Source organism: Sphingomonas sp. Y38-1Y, assembly GCF_032391395.1.
Lineage (GTDB): Bacteria > Pseudomonadota > Alphaproteobacteria > Sphingomonadales > Sphingomonadaceae > Sphingomonas.
The window spans coordinates 908,875-928,327 of sequence record NZ_CP135916.1; the positions used below are offsets into that span (position 1 = coordinate 908,875).

The 19,453-nt window shown below is 66.2% G+C and carries 30 protein-coding genes; all 30 read left to right on the top strand.

Features of this window, described 5'->3' with window-relative positions; translation table 11 throughout:
- Window positions 1-17 precede the first annotated feature (17 nt).
- The 30 genes from tuf to RS883_RS04235 all read left to right on the top strand — a co-directional run bounded on the left by tuf (window position 18) and on the right by RS883_RS04235 (window position 19,402).
- Entirely contained in the window at window positions 18-1,211 is a 1,194-nt protein-coding gene (gene tuf, locus RS883_RS04090; RefSeq protein ID WP_315762933.1) for an elongation factor Tu, read from the top strand.
- 186 nt (window positions 1,212-1,397) lie between these two features.
- Window positions 1,398-1,706 carry a 30S ribosomal protein S10 gene (rpsJ, locus tag RS883_RS04095; RefSeq protein ID WP_033921125.1) on the top strand — a complete coding sequence of 103 codons (309 nt, stop codon included), beginning with the start codon at window positions 1,398-1,400 and terminating at the stop codon, window positions 1,704-1,706.
- A 303-nt stretch (window positions 1,707-2,009) separates the two neighbouring features.
- Complete coding sequence (gene rplC / locus RS883_RS04100) at window positions 2,010-2,765, top strand: 50S ribosomal protein L3 (RefSeq protein ID WP_315762957.1); 756 nt, start codon at window positions 2,010-2,012, stop codon at window positions 2,763-2,765.
- Window positions 2,766-2,767: 2 nt separating this feature from the next.
- Window positions 2,768-3,394: a 50S ribosomal protein L4 gene (gene rplD / locus RS883_RS04105; RefSeq protein WP_315762959.1), complete on the top strand. Its 627-nt coding sequence runs from the start codon at window positions 2,768-2,770 to the stop codon at window positions 3,392-3,394.
- Window positions 3,387-3,704: a 50S ribosomal protein L23 gene (locus RS883_RS04110; protein WP_315762961.1), complete on the top strand. Its 318-nt coding sequence runs from the start codon at window positions 3,387-3,389 to the stop codon at window positions 3,702-3,704. Before rplD ends, RS883_RS04110 begins: the two co-directional genes overlap by 8 nt.
- A gap of 2 nt (window positions 3,705-3,706) precedes the next feature.
- Window positions 3,707-4,552: a 50S ribosomal protein L2 gene (gene rplB / locus RS883_RS04115; protein WP_315762963.1), complete on the top strand. Its 846-nt coding sequence runs from the start codon at window positions 3,707-3,709 to the stop codon at window positions 4,550-4,552.
- A 3-nt stretch (window positions 4,553-4,555) separates the two neighbouring features.
- Window positions 4,556-4,834: a 30S ribosomal protein S19 gene (gene rpsS, locus RS883_RS04120; RefSeq protein ID WP_184024478.1), complete on the top strand. Its 279-nt coding sequence runs from the start codon at window positions 4,556-4,558 to the stop codon at window positions 4,832-4,834.
- Window positions 4,834-5,214, top strand: coding sequence for a 50S ribosomal protein L22 (gene rplV, locus RS883_RS04125; RefSeq protein WP_315762966.1), 381 nt, complete (start codon window positions 4,834-4,836; stop codon window positions 5,212-5,214). The genes rpsS and rplV overlap by 1 nt, the downstream gene beginning before the upstream one ends.
- A 3-nt stretch (window positions 5,215-5,217) precedes the next feature.
- The gene (rpsC, locus tag RS883_RS04130) at window positions 5,218-5,928 is read left to right on the top strand and encodes a 30S ribosomal protein S3 (RefSeq protein WP_096343772.1); all 711 of its coding nucleotides are present in this window, start codon (window positions 5,218-5,220) and stop codon (window positions 5,926-5,928) included.
- Between the two features lie 5 nt (window positions 5,929-5,933).
- Window positions 5,934-6,365 (top strand): 50S ribosomal protein L16, encoded by a 432-nt coding sequence (rplP, locus tag RS883_RS04135; protein ID WP_096343773.1) that lies wholly within the window; start codon window positions 5,934-5,936, stop codon window positions 6,363-6,365.
- Between the two features lie 3 nt (window positions 6,366-6,368).
- Window positions 6,369-6,572, top strand: a complete 204-nt coding sequence (rpmC, locus tag RS883_RS04140) for a 50S ribosomal protein L29 (protein WP_315762970.1) — start codon at window positions 6,369-6,371, stop codon at window positions 6,570-6,572.
- Between the two features lie 13 nt (window positions 6,573-6,585).
- Entirely contained in the window at window positions 6,586-6,864 is a 279-nt protein-coding gene (rpsQ, locus tag RS883_RS04145; protein ID WP_315762971.1) for a 30S ribosomal protein S17, read from the top strand.
- Window positions 6,865-6,949: 85 nt separating this feature from the next.
- Complete coding sequence (gene rplN / locus RS883_RS04150) at window positions 6,950-7,318, top strand: 50S ribosomal protein L14 (protein ID WP_315762973.1); 369 nt, start codon at window positions 6,950-6,952, stop codon at window positions 7,316-7,318.
- Window positions 7,318-7,635 (top strand): 50S ribosomal protein L24, encoded by a 318-nt coding sequence (gene rplX, locus RS883_RS04155; RefSeq protein ID WP_315762975.1) that lies wholly within the window; start codon window positions 7,318-7,320, stop codon window positions 7,633-7,635. Before rplN ends, rplX begins: the two co-directional genes overlap by 1 nt.
- Window positions 7,628-8,212: a 50S ribosomal protein L5 gene (rplE, locus tag RS883_RS04160; RefSeq protein ID WP_315762977.1), complete on the top strand. Its 585-nt coding sequence runs from the start codon at window positions 7,628-7,630 to the stop codon at window positions 8,210-8,212. Before rplX ends, rplE begins: the two co-directional genes overlap by 8 nt.
- A gap of 19 nt (window positions 8,213-8,231) precedes the next feature.
- Window positions 8,232-8,537 carry a 30S ribosomal protein S14 gene (rpsN, locus tag RS883_RS04165; protein WP_315762979.1) on the top strand — a complete coding sequence of 102 codons (306 nt, stop codon included), beginning with the start codon at window positions 8,232-8,234 and terminating at the stop codon, window positions 8,535-8,537.
- Between the two features lie 12 nt (window positions 8,538-8,549).
- Window positions 8,550-8,945 (top strand): 30S ribosomal protein S8, encoded by a 396-nt coding sequence (rpsH, locus tag RS883_RS04170; protein ID WP_315762981.1) that lies wholly within the window; start codon window positions 8,550-8,552, stop codon window positions 8,943-8,945.
- Window positions 8,945-9,478, top strand: a complete 534-nt coding sequence (rplF, locus tag RS883_RS04175) for a 50S ribosomal protein L6 (RefSeq protein WP_315762983.1) — start codon at window positions 8,945-8,947, stop codon at window positions 9,476-9,478. The genes rpsH and rplF overlap by 1 nt, the downstream gene beginning before the upstream one ends.
- Entirely contained in the window at window positions 9,478-9,831 is a 354-nt protein-coding gene (gene rplR, locus RS883_RS04180; protein ID WP_315762985.1) for a 50S ribosomal protein L18, read from the top strand. The genes rplF and rplR overlap by 1 nt, the downstream gene beginning before the upstream one ends.
- A 2-nt stretch (window positions 9,832-9,833) precedes the next feature.
- Window positions 9,834-10,553, top strand: a complete 720-nt coding sequence (gene rpsE, locus RS883_RS04185) for a 30S ribosomal protein S5 (protein WP_315762987.1) — start codon at window positions 9,834-9,836, stop codon at window positions 10,551-10,553.
- A gap of 5 nt (window positions 10,554-10,558) precedes the next feature.
- The gene (rpmD, locus tag RS883_RS04190; RefSeq protein WP_315762989.1) at window positions 10,559-10,735 is read left to right on the top strand and encodes a 50S ribosomal protein L30; all 177 of its coding nucleotides are present in this window, start codon (window positions 10,559-10,561) and stop codon (window positions 10,733-10,735) included.
- A gap of 89 nt (window positions 10,736-10,824) precedes the next feature.
- Window positions 10,825-11,379, top strand: a complete 555-nt coding sequence (rplO, locus tag RS883_RS04195) for a 50S ribosomal protein L15 (RefSeq protein WP_315762991.1) — start codon at window positions 10,825-10,827, stop codon at window positions 11,377-11,379.
- 252 nt (window positions 11,380-11,631) lie between these two features.
- Window positions 11,632-13,005 (top strand): preprotein translocase subunit SecY, encoded by a 1,374-nt coding sequence (gene secY / locus RS883_RS04200; protein WP_315762993.1) that lies wholly within the window; start codon window positions 11,632-11,634, stop codon window positions 13,003-13,005.
- Between the two features lie 29 nt (window positions 13,006-13,034).
- Window positions 13,035-13,685, top strand: a complete 651-nt coding sequence (locus tag RS883_RS04205; RefSeq protein WP_315762995.1) for an adenylate kinase — start codon at window positions 13,035-13,037, stop codon at window positions 13,683-13,685.
- Window positions 13,686-13,730: 45 nt separating this feature from the next.
- Complete coding sequence (locus tag RS883_RS04210) at window positions 13,731-14,246, top strand: SRPBCC family protein (RefSeq protein WP_315762997.1); 516 nt, start codon at window positions 13,731-13,733, stop codon at window positions 14,244-14,246.
- Between the two features lie 210 nt (window positions 14,247-14,456).
- On the top strand, window positions 14,457-14,825 hold the full coding sequence (rpsM, locus tag RS883_RS04215) for a 30S ribosomal protein S13 (protein WP_315764967.1): 369 nt from the start codon (window positions 14,457-14,459) through the stop codon (window positions 14,823-14,825).
- A 104-nt stretch (window positions 14,826-14,929) separates the two neighbouring features.
- Entirely contained in the window at window positions 14,930-15,319 is a 390-nt protein-coding gene (rpsK, locus tag RS883_RS04220) for a 30S ribosomal protein S11 (protein ID WP_066583941.1), read from the top strand.
- 107 nt (window positions 15,320-15,426) lie between these two features.
- On the top strand, window positions 15,427-16,497 hold the full coding sequence (locus tag RS883_RS04225; RefSeq protein ID WP_315763001.1) for a DNA-directed RNA polymerase subunit alpha: 1,071 nt from the start codon (window positions 15,427-15,429) through the stop codon (window positions 16,495-16,497).
- Between the two features lie 244 nt (window positions 16,498-16,741).
- Window positions 16,742-17,164: a 50S ribosomal protein L17 gene (gene rplQ / locus RS883_RS04230; RefSeq protein WP_315763003.1), complete on the top strand. Its 423-nt coding sequence runs from the start codon at window positions 16,742-16,744 to the stop codon at window positions 17,162-17,164.
- A gap of 81 nt (window positions 17,165-17,245) precedes the next feature.
- Window positions 17,246-19,402 (top strand): prolyl oligopeptidase family serine peptidase, encoded by a 2,157-nt coding sequence (locus RS883_RS04235; protein ID WP_315763005.1) that lies wholly within the window; start codon window positions 17,246-17,248, stop codon window positions 19,400-19,402.
- Window positions 19,403-19,453: the final 51 nt, after the last annotated feature.

Genomic DNA, 19,453 nt, shown 5'->3' on the forward strand with positions numbered 1-19,453 from the left:
TCAGAAGGTAGGAAAACATGGCGAAGGCAAAGTTCGATCGGAGCAAACCGCACCTCAACATCGGCACCATCGGCCACGTCGATCATGGCAAGACGTCGCTGACGGCGGCGATCACCAAGATCCTGGCGGAGAACGTCGCGGGCAACGCGGCCGTCGATTTCGCCAACATCGACAAGGCGCCGGAAGAGCGTGAGCGCGGCATCACCATCTCGACCGCGCACGTCGAGTACGAGACCGACGCGCGTCACTATGCGCACGTCGACTGCCCCGGCCACGCCGATTATGTGAAGAACATGATCACCGGCGCGGCGCAGATGGACGGGGCGATCCTGGTCGTCGCCGCGACCGACGGCCCGATGCCGCAGACGAAGGAGCACATCCTACTCGCCCGTCAGGTCGGCGTGCCGGCGATGGTCGTATTCCTCAACAAGTGCGACCTGGTCGACGACGAGGAAATCCTCGAGCTGGTCGAGCTGGAGGTCCGCGAGGAGCTGTCGAAGCGTGAGTTCGACGGCGACAACATTCCGATCATCCGTGGCTCGGCGACTGCCGCGCTGAACGGCACCGACGAGAAGCTGGGCAAGGACGCCGTCCTGGCGCTGATGGCGGCGGTCGACGAGTCGATCCCGCAGCCGGAGCGTCCGCTGGACAAGCCCTTCATGATGCCGATCGAGGACGTGTTCTCGATCTCGGGTCGCGGTACGGTCGTCACTGGCCGCGTCGAGACCGGCGTCGTCAAGGTCGGCGAGGAAGTCGAGATCGTCGGCATCAACGACACCCGCAAGACCACGGTCACGGGCGTCGAGATGTTCCGCAAGCTGCTCGACCAGGGCCAGGCCGGCGACAACATCGGTGCGCTGATCCGCGGCGTCGGCCGTGAAGAGGTCGAGCGTGGCCAGGTGCTCTGCAAGCCCGGCTCGATCAAGCCGCACACCGAGTTCACGTCGGAAGTGTACGTCCTGTCGAAGGACGAGGGTGGCCGTCACACGCCGTTCTTCGGCAACTATCGTCCGCAGTTCTACTTCCGCACGACCGACGTCACCGGCACGATCGAGCTGCCCGAGGGCACCGAGATGGTGATGCCGGGCGACAACGTCGCGCTGGGCGTCAAGCTCATCGCGCCGATCGCCATGGACGTCGGCCAGCGCTTCACCATCCGTGAGGGCGGTCGTACCGTCGGCGCGGGGGTTGTCAGCGGTATCTCGAAGTAATATAGGCGCCAGCCTTGCCCGGTGAGCTCGCTCACCGGGGCTTCAGGAAGCGGCCGGACCAGGCGACTGGTCCGGCCGTTGCCTTTTTATGAGGGCAGGGTGCATCGGCACTCGTCCAACCAGTTAGTCGCGTAGAAACAGCACGAGCCTGGCAACAGGCCCGCTCTTTCGCATCGGTAGGGAACCATGGACAACAACATCCGTATCCGCCTGAAGGCGTTCGACCATCGCGTGCTCGATCAGGCCGCCGGCGACATCGCCGACACCGCGCGCCGCACCGGCGCCCTCATCCGTGGCCCGATCCCGCTGCCCACGCACATCGACAAGTTCACGGTAAATCGCGGCCCGCACATCGACAAGAAGTCGCGCGAGCAGTTCGAGACCCGCACCTACAAGCGTCTGCTCGACATCGTGCAGCCGACTCCGCAGACCGTCGATGCGCTGATGAAGCTCGACCTGGCGGCGGGCGTCGACGTCGAGATCAAGCTCGCCTGATCTGTCCCGCGCCCTTGGGGAAGCGGTTGACGACCTCGTCCCATTTCCCTAAAGGCGCTGCTTCCGCAGGAGCCGAGTCTCCGGCGTGTTGAGAATCACCTTCGGGTGACCCTCACGAAAGCAGGGATACCGGCCAGTCCCAGACTGGCGCCTGAGTCCCCGTCTTTCGCTTTATACGAAGCGAAACCACGGCCCTGACGGGGGCACTTGTAATTGGGCTGGCCCTTCGGCGGTGACGCTGAGGGGTCTTTTCGTTGGCACGCTCCCGAGAGGGAGCCTCTGTTATGGGAAGGAATACGCATCATGCGCACTGGCGTGATCGCGAAGAAGATGGGGATGACCCGCCTGTTCCAGGACGACGGCCGGCACGTGCCGGTCACGGTCCTGGCGCTGGAAGGCGTCCAGGTGGTTGCACAGCGCACCGCCGATCGTGACGGCTATGTCGCCGTGCAGATCGGTGCCGGCACCGCCAAGGCCAAGAACGTCGCCAAGCCGCAGCGCGGCCACTTCGGCAAGGCCGAAGTCGAGCTGAAGGCTCAGCTTTGCGAGTTCCGCGTCGCCGACGACGCGATGCTCGATGTCGGGGCCGAGATCGGCGCCGATCACTTCGTCGCCGGCCAGCTGGTCGACGTGTCGGGTCGCACGCAGGGCAAGGGCTTTGCGGGCGCCATGAAGCGGTGGGGCTTCGGCGGCATGCGCGCGACGCACGGCGTCTCGATCAGCCACCGTGCGCATGGTTCGACGGGTAACCGCCAGGATCCGGGCAAGGTCTTCAAGAACAAGAAGATGGCCGGTCACATGGGCGACCGTGAGCGTACGCAGCAGAATCTCGAGATCGTCTCGACCGATTCGGAGCGCGGCCTGCTCTTCGTCAAGGGCTCGGTGCCCGGGCACAAGGGTGCTTGGCTGGTCGTCACCGACGCGGTTAAGGTCGCGCGCCACAAGGACGCGCCGTACCCGGCCGGCCTGCGCCAGGTCGCCAACAACAACGACGCCGCTGCCGACACCCCCGCCGAGGGCGGTGAGGCGACTGCGGCGACCGACGGCCAGGAGGGCTGAACGTGAAGGTCAAGGTCCAGACCCTCGACGCCGCCGACAAGGGCGAGATCGAGCTCAACGAGACCGTGTTCGGCATCGAGCCGCGCGCGGACATCCTGCACCGGGTCGTTACCTGGCAGCTGCACAACCGCCGCGGCACCGCCCGCCCGACGCGCGAGCGTTCCGAGGTGGCCCGCACGGGCAAGAAGTTCGGTCGCCAGAAGGGCGGCGGTACCGCCCGTCACGGCGATCGCAAGGCGCCGATCTTCATCGGCGGCGGTAAGGCGCACGGCGCCCGCCTGCGCGAGTTCGAGTCGAGCCTCAACAAGAAGGTTCGCGCGCTCGGCCTGAAGATGGCGCTGTCGAGCCATGCGGCGGCGGGCACGCTGATCGTGCTCGACGACCTCAAGGTCGCCGACGCCAAGACCAAGGCGATGACCGGCACGCTGTCGAAGCTCGGCTTCGGCAAGACTGCGCTGGTGATCGACGGCGAGGCGGTCGAGACCGGTTTCGCGCTGGCGACCCGCAACCTGTCGGGCGTCAACGTCCTGCCGGCGGTCGGTGCCAACGTCTATGACATCCTGAAGCACGACACGCTGGTCCTGACCCGCGCTGCCGTCGAGAAGCTGGAGGCGCGCTTCAATGGCTAAGAAGGGCAAGGCTGCGATCGACGCGCGTCATTACGACGTGATCGTCGCGCCGCACATCACCGAGAAGTCGACGCTGGTTTCCGAAGCCAACGCCGTGGTCTTCAAGGTCGCGAACGATGCCACCAAGCCGCAGATTAAGGCGGCGGTCGAGGCGCTGTTCGACGTGTCGGTGACGGGCGTGAACACGATCGTCCAGAAGGGCAAGACCAAGCGCTGGAAGGGGCTCCCCTACAAGCGCTCCGACATCAAGAAGGCGATCGTGACGCTCAAGGACGGCGATTCGATCGACGTCACGCAGGGGGTCAACTGACCATGGCGCTGAAGAACTACAATCCGACGTCGCCGGCGCGTCGCGGCCTGATCCTGGTCGACCGCTCGGCGCTGCACAAGGGCGGCCCCGTCAAGGCGCTGACCGAGGGCAAGCGCAAGACGGGCGGCCGCAACAACAAGGGCCATGTGACCAGCCGCGGCATCGCGGGCGGCCACAAGCAGCGCTATCGCATCATCGACTTCAAGCGTCGCAAGTGGGACGTCGAGGGCACCGTGGTGCGGCTCGAGTACGATCCCAACCGCACGGCGTTCATCGCGCTGATCGAGTATGGCACGGCCGAGGCTTCGGACGTCGCGTACATCATCGCGCCGCAGCGCCTGTCGCCCGGCGACAAGGTGATCGCGGGCAAGAAGACCGACGTGAAGCCGGGCAACGCGATGGAGCTCGGCCAGATGCCGGTCGGCACGATCGTCCACAACGTCGAGATGAAGCCCGGCAAGGGCGGTCAGATCGCGCGTTCGGCGGGCACGTACGTCCAGGTCGTCGGTCGCGATCGCGGCATGGTGATCGTTCGCCTGAACTCGGGCGAGCAGCGCTACATCCGTGCGGACTGCATGGCGACGGTGGGTGCGGTGTCGAACCCCGACAACGGCAACACCAACCTTGCCAAGGCCGGCCGCAACCGCTGGCTGGGCAAGCGCCCGCTGACCCGCGGCGTCGCCAAGAACCCGGTCGACCACCCGCACGGCGGTGGTGAAGGCCGGACTTCGGGCGGCCGTCATCCGGTCACGCCCTGGGGCAAGCCGACCAAGGGTGCGCGCACCCGTCACAACAAGGCCACGGACAAGTTCATCATCCGTAGCCGCCACGCGAAGAAGAAGGGCTAACCCATGGCTCGTTCGGTTTGGAAGGGTCCGTTCGTCGAGCTCAGCCTCCTCAAGAAGGCTGAGACGGCTCAGGACGCCGGCGGTCGCGGTGGCCCGATCAAGACGTGGTCGCGCCGCTCGACGATCCTGCCGCAGTTCGTCGGCCTGACGTTCAACGTCTATAATGGTCGCAAGTTCGTGCCGGTTTCGGTCAACGAAGAGATGGTCGGCATGAAGCTCGGCGAGTTCGCGCCCACGCGCTTCTTCCCCGGCCACGCCGCGGACAAGAAGGGCAAGCGCTGATGAGCAAGGACAAGGCTCCCCGCCGCGTTGCCGATAACGAGGCGCTGTCGGTCGGCACGCAGATCCGGGGTTCGGCGCAGAAGCTGAACCTGGTCGCGGAACTGATCCGCGGCAAGAAGGCCGGCGACGCGCTCAACATCCTCACCTTCTCGAAGAAGGCGATGGCGGTTGACGCGTACAAGGTGCTCGCCTCTGCGATCGCCAATGCCGAGAACAACCACAACCTCGACGTCGACGCTCTGATCGTCACCGAGGCGAGCGTGGGCAAGTCGATCACCATGAAGCGGTTCCACACGCGTGGCCGCGGCAAGTCGACGCGCATCCTGAAGCCGTTCTCGCGGCTCCGGATCGTGGTTCGCGAAGTGCAAGAGGAGGCCTGATCCATGGGTCACAAGAGCAATCCGATCGGCCTTCGCCTTCAGATCAACCGCACCTGGGACAGCCGCTGGTTCGCCGAGGGCGCTGACTATGGCCGGCTGCTGCTGGAGGATCTGAAGATCCGCCAGTACATCATGTCGACCCACAAGCAGGCCGCGATCAGCAAGGTCGTGATCGAGCGTCCGGCCAAGCTGTGCCGCATCTCGATCTATGCCGCGCGTCCGGGTGTCATCATCGGCAAGAAGGGCGCCGACATCGAGAAGCTTCGCAAGAAGCTCGGCTCGATGACCGCGTCGGACGTGTCGCTGAACATCGTCGAGATCCGCAAGCCGGAAGTCGATGCGCGCCTCGTGGCGCAGGGCATCGCCGACCAGCTCGAGCGTCGTATCGCCTTCCGCCGCGCCATGAAGCGCGCGGTGCAGTCGGCGATGCGTCTGGGCGCCGAGGGCATCCGCATCAACTGCGGCGGCCGTCTGGGCGGCGCGGAGATCGCGCGGTCGGAATGGTATCGCGAGGGCCGGGTGCCGCTGCACACGCTTCGCGCCAACATCGACCATGCCGAGGCCGAGGCGCACACCGCGTACGGCGTCTGCGGCGTGAAGGTGTGGATCTTCAAGGGCGAGATCCTGGGTCACGACCCGCTGGCCACCGATCGCCTGAACCTGGAATCGCAGACGTCGGGCGTGCGCCCGGCGCGCGACGACCGTAGGAACTAAGTCCGATGCTGCAACCGAAGCGCACCAAGTTCCGCAAGGCCTTCAAGGGCCGGATCAAGGGCGAGGCCAAGGGCGGCGCGACGCTGAACTTCGGCGCCTATGGCCTGAAGGCGATGGAGCCCGAGCGGATCACCGCGCGTCAGATCGAGGCGGCCCGCCGCGCGATCACGCGTCACATCAAGCGTCAGGGCCGCCTGTGGATCCGGATCTTCCCGGACCTGCCGGTGTCGTCCAAGCCCGCCGAAGTCCGCATGGGCTCGGGCAAGGGTGCCCCTGAGTTCTGGGCCGCCCGCGTCAAGCCCGGCCGCATCCTGTTCGAGCTGGACGGCGTGCCCGGCCCGCTCGCGGCGGAAGCGTTCGAGCGTGCGGCGATGAAGCTGCCGATCAAGACCAAGGTCGTGGCCCGCCTCGGCGACACGTCGCACCTGGAGGGTTAAGCAATGACCAAGGCAACCGATCTGCGCGCCAAGAGCGACGATCAGCTGGGCGAGGAGCTGGGCAACCTGAAGCGCGAGGCGTTCAACCTCCGCTTCCAGGTCGCGACCAGCCAGCTCGAGAAGTCGAGCCGCGTGCGCGAAGTGCGCCGCGACATCGCGCGCATCAAGACGCTGCAGACCGAGCGTTCGCGCTCGGACGCGAAGTAAGGAAGGGACCGACATGCCGAAGCGCGTGCTGACCGGGGTGATCGTCTCGGACAAAACCGACAAGACGGTGGTGGTGAACGTCGAGCGCAAGGTGAAGCACCCGCTCTACGGCAAGATCATCCGCCGCTCGAAGAAGTATCATGCCCATGACGAGGGCAACGAGTATCGCGAGGGCGAGACCGTGCGCATCGAAGAGACCGCGCCGATCTCGAAGCTCAAGACCTGGAAGGTCGTGGCGCGGGTGAACACCCATGCGACGCCCGAAGAGGTCGCGGCCGAAGCCAGCGCGTAAGTCTATGCTGCCGCCGGCTTGAGCCGGGGGTTGGTTGAAGGCGGGGTTGGGTCGGTATCCACCCCAGTGAGAAGGAACGGGTCACATGATCCAAATGCAGTCCAACCTGGAGGTCGCCGACAATAGCGGCGCCAAGCGGGTCCAGTGCATCAAGGTGCTGGGCGGCTCCAAGCGTCGTACCGCCGGCGTGGGCGACGTCATCGTCGTCAGCGTCAAGGAAGCGGCGCCGCGCGGCCGCGTGAAGAAGGGTGACGTGCACCGTGCCGTCATCGTCCGCACGCGCAAGGATATCCGCCGCGCCGATGGCTCGGTCATCCGCTTCGACGGCAACGCCGCCGTCCTCGTCAACAAGAACGAGGAGCCGATCGGCACTCGTATCTTTGGCCCGGTGGTTCGCGAGCTGCGCGGCCGTGGCTACATGAAGATCATCAGCCTTGCGCCGGAGGTGCTGTAATGGCCGCCGCGAAGATCAAGAAGGGCGACAAGGTCGTCGTCCTGTCCGGCAAGGACAAGGGCCGCACCGGTGAGGTGATCCAGTCGATGCCGCGCGATGGCAAGGTCGTCGTGTCGGGTGTCAACGTGGCCGTCCGTCACCGCAAGCCGACCCAGGCGAACCCGCAGGGCGGGCTCGAGCGCTCGGAAGCGCCGCTGCATGTCTCGAAGGTCGCGCACGTGACCGCCGACGGCAAGCCGACGCGCGTCCGCTTCGAAATCCGCGACGGCAAGAAGGTTCGCGTCGCCGCCAAGACGGGGGACGTCATCAATGGCTGACACCTACACGCCCCGCCTGCGCAAGCTGTATGACGACAGCATCGCCAAGGCGATGACCGAGAAGTTCGGTTACACCAACGCGCTCCAGGTGCCGCGCATCGACAAGATCGTCCTGAACATGGGCGTCGGCGAAGCGACTCAGGATAAGAAGAAGGTCGACCAGGCCGCTTCGGAGATGGAGCTGATCGCCGGTCAGAAGCCGGTCGTCACGCGCGCCAAGAAGTCGATCGCGCAGTTCAAGCTGCGTGAGGGCATGCCGATCGGCGTGAAGGTCACCCTTCGCCGCGAGCGCATGTACGAGTTCCTGGACCGCTTCGTCACGATCGCGCTGCCGCGCGTCCGCGACTTCCGCGGCCTGAACCCGAAGAGCTTCGATGGTCGCGGCAACTATGCCTGCGGCATCAAGGAGCAGCTGATTTTCCCCGAGATCAACTATGACCGGATCGAGAAGATCCGCGGCATGGACGTGATCGTGACCACCACCGCGAAGACCGATGAAGAGGCTCGCGAGCTCCTCCGTCTGTTCGGCTTCCCGTTCCCGCGTGCGGCGGACGATGAAGCGAAGCAGGCGGCATAAGGAAGGAAGAACTTAAGTCATGGCGAAACTGAGTTCTGTCAACAAGAACGAGAAGCGTCGCAAGATGGTCGCGAAGTACGCGCCCAAGTATGCGAAGCTGAAGGCGATCGCGAACGACGAGTCGCTCGATGAGACCGAGCGTCTCATCGCGCGCCTCAAGATGGCGGAGCTGCCGCGCAACGGCAATCCGACGCGCATCCGCAACCGTTGCGAGCTGAGCGGCCGTCCGCGCGGCTATTACCGCAAGTTCCGTCTTGCTCGCGTCATGCTGCGTGATCTGGCCAACAAGGGCCTGATCCCCGGCGTCGTGAAGTCGAGCTGGTAAGGGATCAAGACAATGGCAGTAACCGATCCCCTGGGTGACATGCTCACCCGCATCCGCAACGGCCAGCGCGCGCGCAAGGACAGTGTCCTGACGCCCGCGTCGAAGCTGCGGACTCGCGTGCTCGACGTGCTCCAGCGCGAGGGCTACATCCGTGGCTACAGCGAAGAGCAGATGGGGCCCGCGGCCGGCATCCGCATCGAGCTGAAGTATTTCGAGGGGCAGCCGGCGATCAAGCACGTCGCGCGCGTCTCGAAGCCCGGCCGCCGCGTCTATTCGGGTTCGCAGGAGCTTCCGCGCGTCCGCAATGGCCTTGGCATCACGATCGTCTCGACGCCCAAGGGCGTTCTGTCCGACGCCGAAGCGCGTGAGCAGAATGTCGGCGGCGAAGTGCTGGCGGAGGTGTTCTGATGAGCCGTATCGGCAAGAAGCCGGTCAGCGTTCCTTCGGGCGTGACGGCGAACATCGCGGGCGGCGAGCTCAGCGTGAAGGGTCCCAAGGGCACCCTCACCATGCCGCTGGCCGACGACATCAAGTATGAGACGGTCGAGGGCGGCATCTCGGTGCAGCCGGCGAACGACACCAAGCGGGCTCGCGCGTTCTGGGGCATGCAGCGCACGCTCGTCCAGAACCTGGTGACCGGTGTGACCGAGGGCTTTTCGAAGAAGCTGCTCATCACCGGTGTCGGCTATCGTGCGGCGGCGCAGGGCAAGACCCTGAAGCTGCAGCTCGGCTACAGCCACGACGTCAATTTCGACATCCCCGAGGGGATCGAGATCAAGACGCCGGATCAGACCACGGTCGAGATCAGCGGCATCGACAAGCAGAAGGTCGGCCAGGTCGCCGCGGAAATCCGCCGCTGGCGCAAGCCCGAGCCCTACAAGGGCAAGGGCATCAAGTATGCCGACGAGTTCATCTTCCGCAAGGAAGGGAAGAAGAAGTAATGAGCAAGGGTCTCTCTCTCTTCGAGAAGCGGCGTCGCCGCAACCGCACCGCGCTGCGCGCGCGTTCGGGCGGCCGTCCGCGGCTGTCGGTGCATCGTTCGGGCCGGCATATCTATGCCCAGGTGATCGACGATACCGAGGGCAAAACGCTCGCGTCGGCCTCAAGCCTGGTCAAGGGCGGCGGGCAGATCGGCGCGACGGTCGCTTCGGCGGCGGACGTGGGCAAGAAGCTGGCCGAGGCGGCCAAGGCGGCGGGCGTGACGCAGGTCGTCTTCGACCGCGGCGGCTTCCTCTATCATGGTCGCGTCAAGGCGCTGGCGGAAGCCGCGCGTGAAGGCGGATTGGAGTTCTGACGATGGCCGACGAAAACAACCAGACCGAGGCTCCGGCCGAGGCAGCGACGACCGCGCCGGACACCAACACCGGTGCGCCGCGCGGCGGCCGCGGCGGTCGCGGGCGCGGCCCGGGCGGCGGCGACAATCGCGGTCGTGGCGGCCGTGACGGCAATCGTGGTCGTCGTGACGACCGCAACCGCGACGATGGCGGCGAAGAACTGATCGAGAAGCTGGTCCACATCAACCGCGTTTCGAAGACGGTGAAGGGCGGCAAGCGCTTCGGCTTCGCGGCGCTGGTCGTCGTGGGCGACGGCAAGGGCCGGGTCGGCTTCGGCCATGGCAAGGCACGCGAGGTGCCTGAGGCGATCTCGAAGGCGACCGCCTCGGCCAAGAAGAAGATGATCCGCGTGCCGCTGCGCGAGGGTCGGACGCTGCACCATGACGGTCGCGGCCACTTCGGCGCAGGCAACGTCTATCTCCGCGCGGCGCCGTCGGGTACCGGCATCATCGCCGGCGGTCCGATGCGTGCGGTGTTCGAGAGCCTGGGCGTCGCCGACGTGGTGACCAAGTCGACCGGCACGTCGAATCCCTACAACATGATCCGCGCGACGTTCGAGGCGCTGGGTGAGCAGAGCTCGCCCAAGGCCGTCGCTCAGCGCCGGGGCAAGAAGATCGCCGACCTGCTCGGCCGTGGTGGTTCGCAGACCGCCGAGGCCGACGCCGCGGCGCTGGTGGAGTAAGGACCATGGCGACGATCAAGGTGACGCAGACGGGTTCGCCCATCCGCCGGACCAAGGATCAGCGCGCGACGCTGGTCGGCCTGGGCCTCAACAAGATGCACCGGACCGTCGAGCTCGAGGACACCCCCTCGGTGCGCGGCATGATCCAGAAGGTGCATCACATGGTGTCGGTCGAGGACTGATCCTCGTTTCGACATGACAAGACGAGGGAAGGGGGCTAACGGCCCCCTTCCTGATTTTAGCGCGAACCTAGCGAAAGCGAGTGCAAGACATGAAACTGAACGACATCCGCGACAACAAGGGCGCCCGCAAGGAGCGCGTCCGCGTCGGCCGTGGCATCGGCTCGGGCCTGGGCAAGACTGCCGGCCGCGGCCAGAAGGGCGCCAAGGCGCGCTCGGGCGTCGCGATCAACGGTTTCGAAGGCGGTCAGATGCCGCTCCACATGCGGCTGCCGAAGCGCGGCTTCAACAACCCGTTCGGCAAGGACTATGCCGAGGTCAACATCGGCGCGCTGCAGAAGGCGATCGACGAGGGCAAGCTTGAGGCCGGTGCGGCGCTCGACCAGGCCGCGCTGAACGCGGTCGGCCTGACGCGCGGCGGCAAGGACGGCGTGCGCGTGCTCGGTAAGGGCAGCCTGTCGGCCAAGCTCAACCTGACGGTCGCCGGCGTGTCGAAGGGCGCGCGTGAGGCGATCGAGGCCGCGGGCGGTTCGGTCAACGTGATCGAGGTCGTCCCCGCCGCCGAGAAGGCCGCGGCCAAGAAGGGCAAGGCCCGCACCGAGCGTCTCGCCGCCAAGGCCGAGAAGCAGCAGGCCAAGCAGGGCTGATTCGAGGAGGGGCGTCCGCCAGGCGGGCGCCCCTTCTGCCTTATGCCCATGAGGCCCGTTCGTCCTGAGCTTGTCGAAGGGCGTGTTTCGGGCACGTGCTTCGACGAGCTCGACACGAACGGATATGGGTTCGCATGCGATGAGGGCGGTCGATCGCCCGCCCGCCATTAGACATCGCCGCGCCACCGCCTATATGCACGAACCGGACGGGCGAAGGTTCCGCCCGCACTGATTCCCGGGACAGACATCCAGATGGCATCCGCAGCCGACAATCTCGCCACCAGCATCAGCCTGTCCAAGTTCGGCAAGGCGACCGAGCTCAAGAAGCGGCTCTGGTTCACGCTGGGTGCGCTCATCGTGTTCCGCATGCTGAGCTATGTGCCGCTTCCCGGCATCGATCCCACGCAGCTCAACCTGCTCGCGCAGCAGACGCAGGGCGGCGTGATGGACTTCTTCAACACCTTCTCGGGCGGCGCGCTGTCGCGCATGTCGATCATCGCGCTGGGCGTGATGCCGTACATCACCGCCTCGATCGTCGTGCAGCTCGCGACCTCGCTGTCGCCGCAGCTCGCCGCGATCAAGAAGGAAGGGGAGAGCGGCCGCAAGCGGCTCAACCAGTACACCCGCTACGGCACGGTCGCGCTGACCGCGATCCAGGGCTGGTTCATCGCCGTCGGGCTCGAGGCGTTCGGCGCCTCGGCCGGCGCACAGGCGGTGGTCGAGCCGGGCATGCTGTTCCGCGTGGGCGCGGTCATCAGCCTGATCGGCGGCACCATGTTCCTGATGTGGCTGGGTGAGCAGATCACCAGCCGCGGCATCGGCAACGGCATCAGCCTCATCATCATGGCGGGCATCGTCGCCCACCTGCCGACGACGTTGGTCCAGCTATTCGAGGGAAGCCGCACCGGCACCGTTGATCCGGTCCGCCTGCTCGGTATCATCGCCGCGGTCGCGGGCCTCGTTCTCTTCATCTGCTTCATGGAGCGCGCGCAGCGCCGCATCCTGATCCAGTATCCCAAGCGCCAGACCGCGCGCGGCGTTCAGGCCGAGCGCAGCCACCTGCCGCTCAAGATCAACACCGCGGGCGTCATCCCGCCGATCTTCGCCTCGTCGCTCCTGCTGATGCCGGTGACGATCAGCCAGTTCGCGGGCCAGAACGTGTCGGCGTCGAACGGCACCTGGTGGAATGACGCGATGATCGCGCTCAACCAGTATCTTCAGCATGGCAGCCCGGTGTATATGGCGCTCTATGCCGCGGGCATCATCTTCTTCTCGTTCTTCTACACCGCCGTGGTGTTCAATCCCGAGGAGACCGCGGACAATCTGAAGCGCTATGGCGGCTTCATCCCCGGCATCCGTCCGGGCAAGAACACCGAGAATTATTTTGACTATGTGCTGACGCGCATCACCGTGATCGGTGCGGCGTATCTGACGATCATCTGCCTGCTGCCGGAATATCTCGTCTCGGCGCTCAGCATCCCCTTCTATCTGGGGGGCACCAGCCTGCTCATCGTCGTCAACGTGACGATGGACACGGTGACGCAGATCCAGTCGCACCTGCTGGCACACCAGTATGGCGACCTCATCAAGAAGGCCAAGCTGAAGGGCGGTCGCGTCCGCCAGTAAGGCGGACCGTCGTTCCAAGGGGGGAATCAGTGGACATCATCCTTCTGGGGCCGCCGGGCGCGGGCAAGGGCACGCAGGCGCAGCGCCTCGTCGCCGATCGCGGCATGGTGCAGCTCTCGACCGGCGACATGCTGCGCGCCGCCGTCAAGGCGGGCACGCCGACGGGCCTCCAGGCCAAGGCCGTGATGGAAGCGGGCGCGCTCGTCTCCGACGAGATCGTGTCGGGCATCATCGGCGAGCGGCTGGACGAGCTCGGCGCCGAGCCGGGCCTGATCTTCGACGGCTATCCGCGCACCGCGGCGCAGGCCGCGTCGCTGGACGAGCTGCTGGCCGCGCGCGGGCGCAAGCTCGACTATGTGATCGAGCTGGTCGTCGACGAGGATGCACTCGTCGAGCGGATCACCGGCCGCTACACCTGCGCCAAGTGCGGTGAGGGGTATCACGACCGATTCAAGCAGCCCGCGGTCGAGGGCGTCTGCGATGTCTGCGGCTCGACGGAGTTCAAGCGGCGGCCGGACGACAATGCCGAAACCGTTCGCACGCGCATGGCCGAATATCGCGCCAAGACCGCGCCGATCCTACCGCATTATGAAGCCCAAGGGCTGGTACGCCGCATCGACGGCATGGCCGACATCGCGCACGTGACCGCGGCGATCGAGGGTATTCTCGGCGAGGGTTGACCCGCTCCGCCTTCCGCGACGAACATCGCGTGAAAGGGGGATGACGTGCGCTGGTCAGTCGTTCTGGGATTGCTCGTGGCGGCGCCCGCTGCAGCCGAGGTTCGGTCGAGCGCGCCTGACGCGTTCGTCAGCGAGCAGGTCGTTACCATTGACGCGCCGCCAGAGGCGGTGTGGACGCGGATGGGCGACATCGGCAGTTGGTGGGATCCGGCGCACAGCTATTCCGGACGCGCGACCAACCTGTCGCTGGACCTCGACGCGCATGGCTGCTTATGCGAGCGGCTGCCGGGGGAGCGGGGCAGCGTAGAGCACGCGCACATCGTCCATCTCGATCGTCCGCGGCTGTTGCGGCTGAGTGGCGCGCTGGGGCCGCTTCAGGCCGAGGCGGCGGTCGGCACGCTGACCTTTGCGCTGGCCAGGCAGGGCGCGGACACGAAGCTGACGGTGACCTATGTCGTCGGCGGCAACCTGCGCGGGAAGGGTGTGGCTCTCGCGCCGGCGGTCGACGGTGTGCTCGCGCATCAGGTCGCGAGGCTCAAGGCGGCGGCCGAACGGCGCTAGGTGCACGCCACAGCAGCGAAAAGGTTCCGCTTGACAGTTCGCGACTCGCTTGACAGGGGCCAGCGCCCCGCCTAACTGGCACCTCTTCCGACACCGCGGTTGACCGGCGGCGCGCTTTCGCGACCGCCGCTGCCGCGCGTTTCGGAGCAACGCGACGAGATAGCGGGCGTGCGGCCATGCCGCCTGCTGTGGAGCTGGGAGAAATCGTTCATGGCTCGTATTGCGGGTGTCAACATCCCGACCAACAAGCGCGTAATCATCGCGCTTCAGTATATCCACGGCATTGGCCCGTCCAAGGCCAAGGAAATCACCGACAAGCTGGAAATCGCCGCGGACCGCCGCGTGCAGGACCTGAGCGACCAGGAGGTTCTTCAGATCCGCGAGGCGATCGACGCCAGCTACACCGTCGAGGGTGATCTTCGTCGCGAGACCGCGATGAACATCAAGCGCCTGATGGACCTCGCCTGCTACCGTGGCCTGCGTCACCGCAAGGGCCTGCCGGTCCGCGGCCAGCGCACGCACACCAATGCGCGCACCCGCAAGGGTAAGGCGAAGCCGATCGCGGGCAAGAAGAAGTAAGAACGGTCCGGGGGACCGTTCTTCCTTCTTCTCCGTCGGAGACTGGTTCGAGGCAGACCGCCTCCCGGCCTCCGTACCACGACACAAAGTCAGGATGATTTCCAATGGCACGTGAACCGCAGCGCCTTCGCCGTCGCGAGCGCAAGAACATCACCGCCGGCGTCGCGCACGTGAACGCCAGCTTCAACAACACCATGATCACGATCACGGATGCGCAGGGCAATGCGATCAGCTGGTCGTCGGCCGGCATGATGGGCTTCAAGGGCTCGCGCAAGTCGACGCCGTACGCCGCGCAGGTCGCCGCCGAGGACGCGGGCCGCAAGGCCGCCGAGCACGGCGTCCGCACGCTCGAGGTCGAGGTCAAGGGTCCGGGTTCGGGCCGCGAGTCGGCGCTTCGCGCGCTGCAGGCGGTCGGCTTCCAGATCACGTCGATCCGCGACGTGACCTCGATCCCGCACAACGGCGTCCGCCCGTCCAAGCGCCGCCGCGTCTGATTTGATTATCGCGTCGCGCGGCGGTGCCGGCCTGGCGGGCCGCGCCGCCGCGCGACGCCGCGTTTCGGCGGGAAGCGCCCCGTTCCCGCCCAACCCAGGGGAAGCCTGTGTCTGTCAACGCAAAGAACTGGCAGGAACTCAAGAAGCCCAACGGCCTCGAAAAGAAGTCGGGCACCGATTCGAAGCGGAAGGCGACGTTCGTCGCCGAGCCGCTGGAGCGCGGCTTCGGCCTGACGCTCGGCAACGCGCTACGCCGCGTGCTGCTCTCGTCGCTTCAGGGCGCGGCGGTCACCTCGATCAAGATCGAGAACGTGCTGCATGAATTCAGCAGCCTGACCGGCGTTCGCGAGGACGTGACGGACATCGTCCTCAACGTCAAGCAGATCGCGCTCAAGATGCAGGGCGAGGGGCCGAAGCGCCTTCAGCTGTCGGCGACCGGGCCTGCCGAGGTCAAGGCGGGCGACATCGCCGTCACCGGCGACATCGAGGTGATGAACCCCGAGCTGGTCCTGTGCCACCTGGACGATGGCGCGACGCTCAACATGGAGCTGACCGCCGACACCGGGAAGGGCTATGTGCCCGCGACCGCCAACCGCCCGGCCGATGCGCCGATCGGTCTGATCCCCGTCGACGCGCTCTACTCGCCCGTCCGCCAGGTCAGCTACAAGGTCGAGAACACCCGCGTCGGGCAGGAGCTCGACTATGACAAGCTGACGCTGACGGTCGAGACCGACGGCACGGTGGTTCCGGACGACGCGCTCGCCTATGCGGCGCGCATCCTTCAGGACCAGCTGGCGCTGTTCGTCCACTTCGACGATTCGACGATGACGCGCGCGGCGCCTGCGGCTGCCACCGGCGGCCTGCCGGTGCCCGCCGCCGATACGCCGGGCGACACCGCGACGATCAACCGCTACCTGCTCAAGAAGGTCGACGAGCTGGAGCTCTCGGTCCGCAGCGCCAACTGCCTCAAGAACGACAACATCATCTATATCGGCGATCTGGTGCAGAAGACCGAGGCCGAGATGCTGCGCACGCCGAACTTCGGCCGCAAGTCGCTCAACGAGATCAAGGAAGTGCTTTCGAGCATGGGCCTTCGCCTCGGCATGGAAATCCCGGGCTGGCCGCCCGAGAACATCGAGGAAATGGCCAAGAAGCTCGAGCAGGAGATCATGGGCTGAGCCGCATCGGGCTAGCCTCGGCTAGCCCGAAGACGGCGACAGCCCGGCCGGCGGGTCGGCGTGCCGACCCGTCCGACGACCCGGCTTCGCCGCGTCGAGCCTCTCCACCACCGGCCTTTGGCCGGCGGTCCCCCTCCCCGAGCAAGCTCGCGGAGGTTCCGAAAGGCGAAGGGTGGCGGCCTCCAACGGCCACCTGGTCCGGGGTACCTGACACGGCCCCCGAACGAACGAGAAGGAAGTATCCATGCGTCACAAGTATGGCGGCCGTAAGCTTCAGCGGACCTCGGCCCACCGCATCGCGCTGTTCCGCAACATGTCGGCGGCGCTCATCAAGCACGAGCAGATCACGACGACGGTGGCCAAGGCCAAGGAGCTGCGCCCCTATGTCGAGAAGCTGGTGACGCTGGCCAAGAAGGGCGGCCTGTCGAACCGTCGTCTGGCGCATGCCCGCCTGCTCGACGACGCGCAGCTGGTGAAGCTGTTCGACGTGCTGGCGACCCGCTATGCCGATCGCGCCGGCGGCTATACCCGCATCATCAAGGCGGGCCCGCGCGCGTCGGACGCCGCACCGATGGCGATCATCGAGTTCGTCGACCGCGACGTCAGCGCCAAGGGCCAGGATTCGGGTCCGGTCCTGAGCGACGAGGATTTCGACGAAGCCGCCTGATCCGCGTCTTCTCCGAGACTTGCACGAAGGGCCGCATCCCGTCAGGGTGCGGCCTTTCTTGTATCATCGGAGACCAATTCGATGCGTGCCGCGCTGCTGACCTTGCCGCTCCTGTTCGCCGCCCCCATCCATGCGGCAGACGACCCCAAGCCGGAGACGCGAGCGCCAGTGACTGCCCCCATCACCTATCCCGCCACCGACAAGGTCCCCGTTACCGAGACGATCCATGGCGAGACGATCGCGGATCCGTATCGCTGGCTCGAGAACGACGTGCGCCGCGATCCCAAGGTCGCCGCATGGGTCGCCGCCCAGAACCAGGCGACCGACGCCTATCTCGCGACGCTGCCGGGACGCGCGGCGTTCAAGGCGCGGCTGACGCAGCTGTTCAACTATGAGCGGTTCGGCGTGCCGCAGAAGAAGGGCAGCCGCTATTTCTACAGCCGCAACTCGGGGCTTCAGAACCAGGCGGTGCTGTACGTCCGCGACAGCCTGAACGGCGAGGGGCGGGTGCTGATCGATCCGAATGCCTGGGCCAAGGACGGGGCGACGGCGCTGGGCGAGTATGAGCCGTCGGAGGACGGCAAGCGGCTGGTCTATTCGATCCAGGATGGCGGGTCCGACTGGCGGACGGTGCGCGTGCTCGACGTCGATACCGGCCAGCCGCTGGCCGACGAGCTGAAGTGGGTCAAGTTCTCGGACCTGAGCTGGGCCAAGGACGGGTCGGGCTTCTTCTATTCGCGCTTCCCCGCACCCGACGAGGCGGCGCAGTTCCAGGCGCTCAACGAGAACCAGGCGGTCTATTTCCACAAGGTGGGGACGCCGCAATCGGCCGACCGGCTCGTCTATTCGACGCCGGCCACTCCCAAGCGCGGGCATTCCGCCAAGGTCGGCGACGACGGCCGCTATCTCATCATCACGACGAGCGAGGGCACCGACAATCGCTACGAAGTGACGCTGATCGATCTTCAGGACGCGGCGTGGAAGCCGCGCACGCTCATCAAGGGGCTGGAGAACGAGTGGGGCTATGTCGGCAACCAGGGGACGCGCTTCTGGTGGTCGACCAACAAGGGGGCGCCGCGGTCGAAGATCGTGACGATGGACGTGGCCGAGGCGAGCCCGACCGCGCGCGACGTCGTCCCCGAGGATCAGGCGGTGATCGAGAGCGCCGGCCTGGTCGGCGGTCAGCTGATGATCGCCTATATGGTCGATGCCAAGAGCGAGGTGCGCCGCTTCACTCCGGATGGCAAGTCGCTGGGCAAGCTGGCGCTGCCGGGCGTAGGTACGGTCGCCAGCATCTCAGGCGACGCCGATCAGGACGAGGCGTTCTACGCCTTCACCAGCTTCAACGTGCCGACGACCATCTATCGCTATGACGTGAAGACGGGGGCGGCGACGCCCTGGGCCGCGCCGAAGGTGGCGTTCGATCCCTCACGCTACGGGGTCGAGCAGCGTTTCTATGCCTCGAAGGACGGCACGCGGGTGCCGATGTTCGTCGTACGGCGCAAGGACGTGACCGGCCCCGCGCCGACGATGCTGTGGGGTTATGGCGGGTTCAACGTCAGCTACACGCCTGCCTTCTCCGCGGCGCGGATCGCGTGGCTGGAGCAGGGCGGCGTGTTCGTCCTCGCCAACATCCGCGGTGGCGGCGAGTATGGCAAGGCGTGGCATGACGGCGGGCGCCTCAAGAACAAGCAGAACGTCTTCGACGACTTCATCGCGGCGGGCGAGTATCTGATCGCCGAGGGCATCACGAAGAAGGATGGCCTCGCCATCCAGGGCGGATCGAACGGCGGGCTGCTCGTCGGGGCGGTGGTCAACCAGCGGCCCGACCTGTTCGCCGCCGCGCTGCCGGCGGTGGGGGTGATGGACATGCTGCGCTTCGACCGCTTCACCGCGGGCCGCTATTGGGTGGACGATTACGGCTATCCGTCGAAGGCCGAGGATTTCCGGACCCTGCGCGCCTATTCGCCGTATCACAACGTCGCCGCGGGCAAGACCTATCCGGCGATCCTGGCGACGACGGCGGACACCGACGACCGCGTGGTGCCGGGCCATACCTTCAAATACACCGCTCAGCTTCAGGCGAGCGACATCGGCCCCAAGCCGCACCTCGTCCGCATCGAGACGCGCGCCGGCCATGGCAGCGGCAAGCCGACCGACAAGATCATCGAGGAGACGTCGGACCTCTATGCCTTTGCCGCCAAGTGGACGGGGCTGGACATCAAGCCCGTCCAATAACGGTTTGAGGAACAACTATAATCGCGATTGCGCGGATGCGGGCATGTGATA

Excerpts from the sequence above, each read along its gene's own strand:
- rpsH (WP_315762981.1), top strand. The coding sequence starts at position 8,550 with ATGGCAGTAACCGATCCCCTGGGTGACATGCTCACCCGCATCCGCAAC.
- rplO (WP_315762991.1), top strand. The coding sequence starts at position 10,825 with ATGAAACTGAACGACATCCGCGACAACAAGGGCGCCCGCAAGGAGCGC.
- rpsQ (WP_315762971.1), top strand. The coding sequence starts at position 6,586 with ATGCCGAAGCGCGTGCTGACCGGGGTGATCGTCTCGGACAAAACCGAC.
- rpsC (WP_096343772.1), top strand. The coding sequence starts at position 5,218 with ATGGGTCACAAGAGCAATCCGATCGGCCTTCGCCTTCAGATCAACCGC.
- rplP (WP_096343773.1), top strand. The coding sequence starts at position 5,934 with ATGCTGCAACCGAAGCGCACCAAGTTCCGCAAGGCCTTCAAGGGCCGG.
- rpsJ (WP_033921125.1), top strand. The coding sequence starts at position 1,398 with ATGGACAACAACATCCGTATCCGCCTGAAGGCGTTCGACCATCGCGTG.
- RS883_RS04235 (WP_315763005.1), top strand. The coding sequence starts at position 17,246 with ATGCGTGCCGCGCTGCTGACCTTGCCGCTCCTGTTCGCCGCCCCCATC.
- RS883_RS04110 (WP_315762961.1), top strand. The coding sequence starts at position 3,387 with ATGGCTAAGAAGGGCAAGGCTGCGATCGACGCGCGTCATTACGACGTG.
- tuf (WP_315762933.1), top strand. The coding sequence starts at position 18 with ATGGCGAAGGCAAAGTTCGATCGGAGCAAACCGCACCTCAACATCGGC.
- rplV (WP_315762966.1), top strand. The coding sequence starts at position 4,834 with ATGAGCAAGGACAAGGCTCCCCGCCGCGTTGCCGATAACGAGGCGCTG.
- rplX (WP_315762975.1), top strand. The coding sequence starts at position 7,318 with ATGGCCGCCGCGAAGATCAAGAAGGGCGACAAGGTCGTCGTCCTGTCC.
- rpsM (WP_315764967.1), top strand. The coding sequence starts at position 14,457 with ATGGCTCGTATTGCGGGTGTCAACATCCCGACCAACAAGCGCGTAATC.
- rpsK (WP_066583941.1), top strand. The coding sequence starts at position 14,930 with ATGGCACGTGAACCGCAGCGCCTTCGCCGTCGCGAGCGCAAGAACATC.
- rplN (WP_315762973.1), top strand. The coding sequence starts at position 6,950 with ATGATCCAAATGCAGTCCAACCTGGAGGTCGCCGACAATAGCGGCGCC.
- rplR (WP_315762985.1), top strand. The coding sequence starts at position 9,478 with ATGAGCAAGGGTCTCTCTCTCTTCGAGAAGCGGCGTCGCCGCAACCGC.
- rpsN (WP_315762979.1), top strand. The coding sequence starts at position 8,232 with ATGGCGAAACTGAGTTCTGTCAACAAGAACGAGAAGCGTCGCAAGATG.
- rpmC (WP_315762970.1), top strand. The coding sequence starts at position 6,369 with ATGACCAAGGCAACCGATCTGCGCGCCAAGAGCGACGATCAGCTGGGC.
- rplB (WP_315762963.1), top strand. The coding sequence starts at position 3,707 with ATGGCGCTGAAGAACTACAATCCGACGTCGCCGGCGCGTCGCGGCCTG.
- rplC (WP_315762957.1), top strand. The coding sequence starts at position 2,010 with ATGCGCACTGGCGTGATCGCGAAGAAGATGGGGATGACCCGCCTGTTC.
- rplF (WP_315762983.1), top strand. The coding sequence starts at position 8,945 with ATGAGCCGTATCGGCAAGAAGCCGGTCAGCGTTCCTTCGGGCGTGACG.
- rpsS (WP_184024478.1), top strand. The coding sequence starts at position 4,556 with ATGGCTCGTTCGGTTTGGAAGGGTCCGTTCGTCGAGCTCAGCCTCCTC.
- rpmD (WP_315762989.1), top strand. The coding sequence starts at position 10,559 with ATGGCGACGATCAAGGTGACGCAGACGGGTTCGCCCATCCGCCGGACC.
- secY (WP_315762993.1), top strand. The coding sequence starts at position 11,632 with ATGGCATCCGCAGCCGACAATCTCGCCACCAGCATCAGCCTGTCCAAG.
- rplE (WP_315762977.1), top strand. The coding sequence starts at position 7,628 with ATGGCTGACACCTACACGCCCCGCCTGCGCAAGCTGTATGACGACAGC.
- rpsE (WP_315762987.1), top strand. The coding sequence starts at position 9,834 with ATGGCCGACGAAAACAACCAGACCGAGGCTCCGGCCGAGGCAGCGACG.
- rplQ (WP_315763003.1), top strand. The coding sequence starts at position 16,742 with ATGCGTCACAAGTATGGCGGCCGTAAGCTTCAGCGGACCTCGGCCCAC.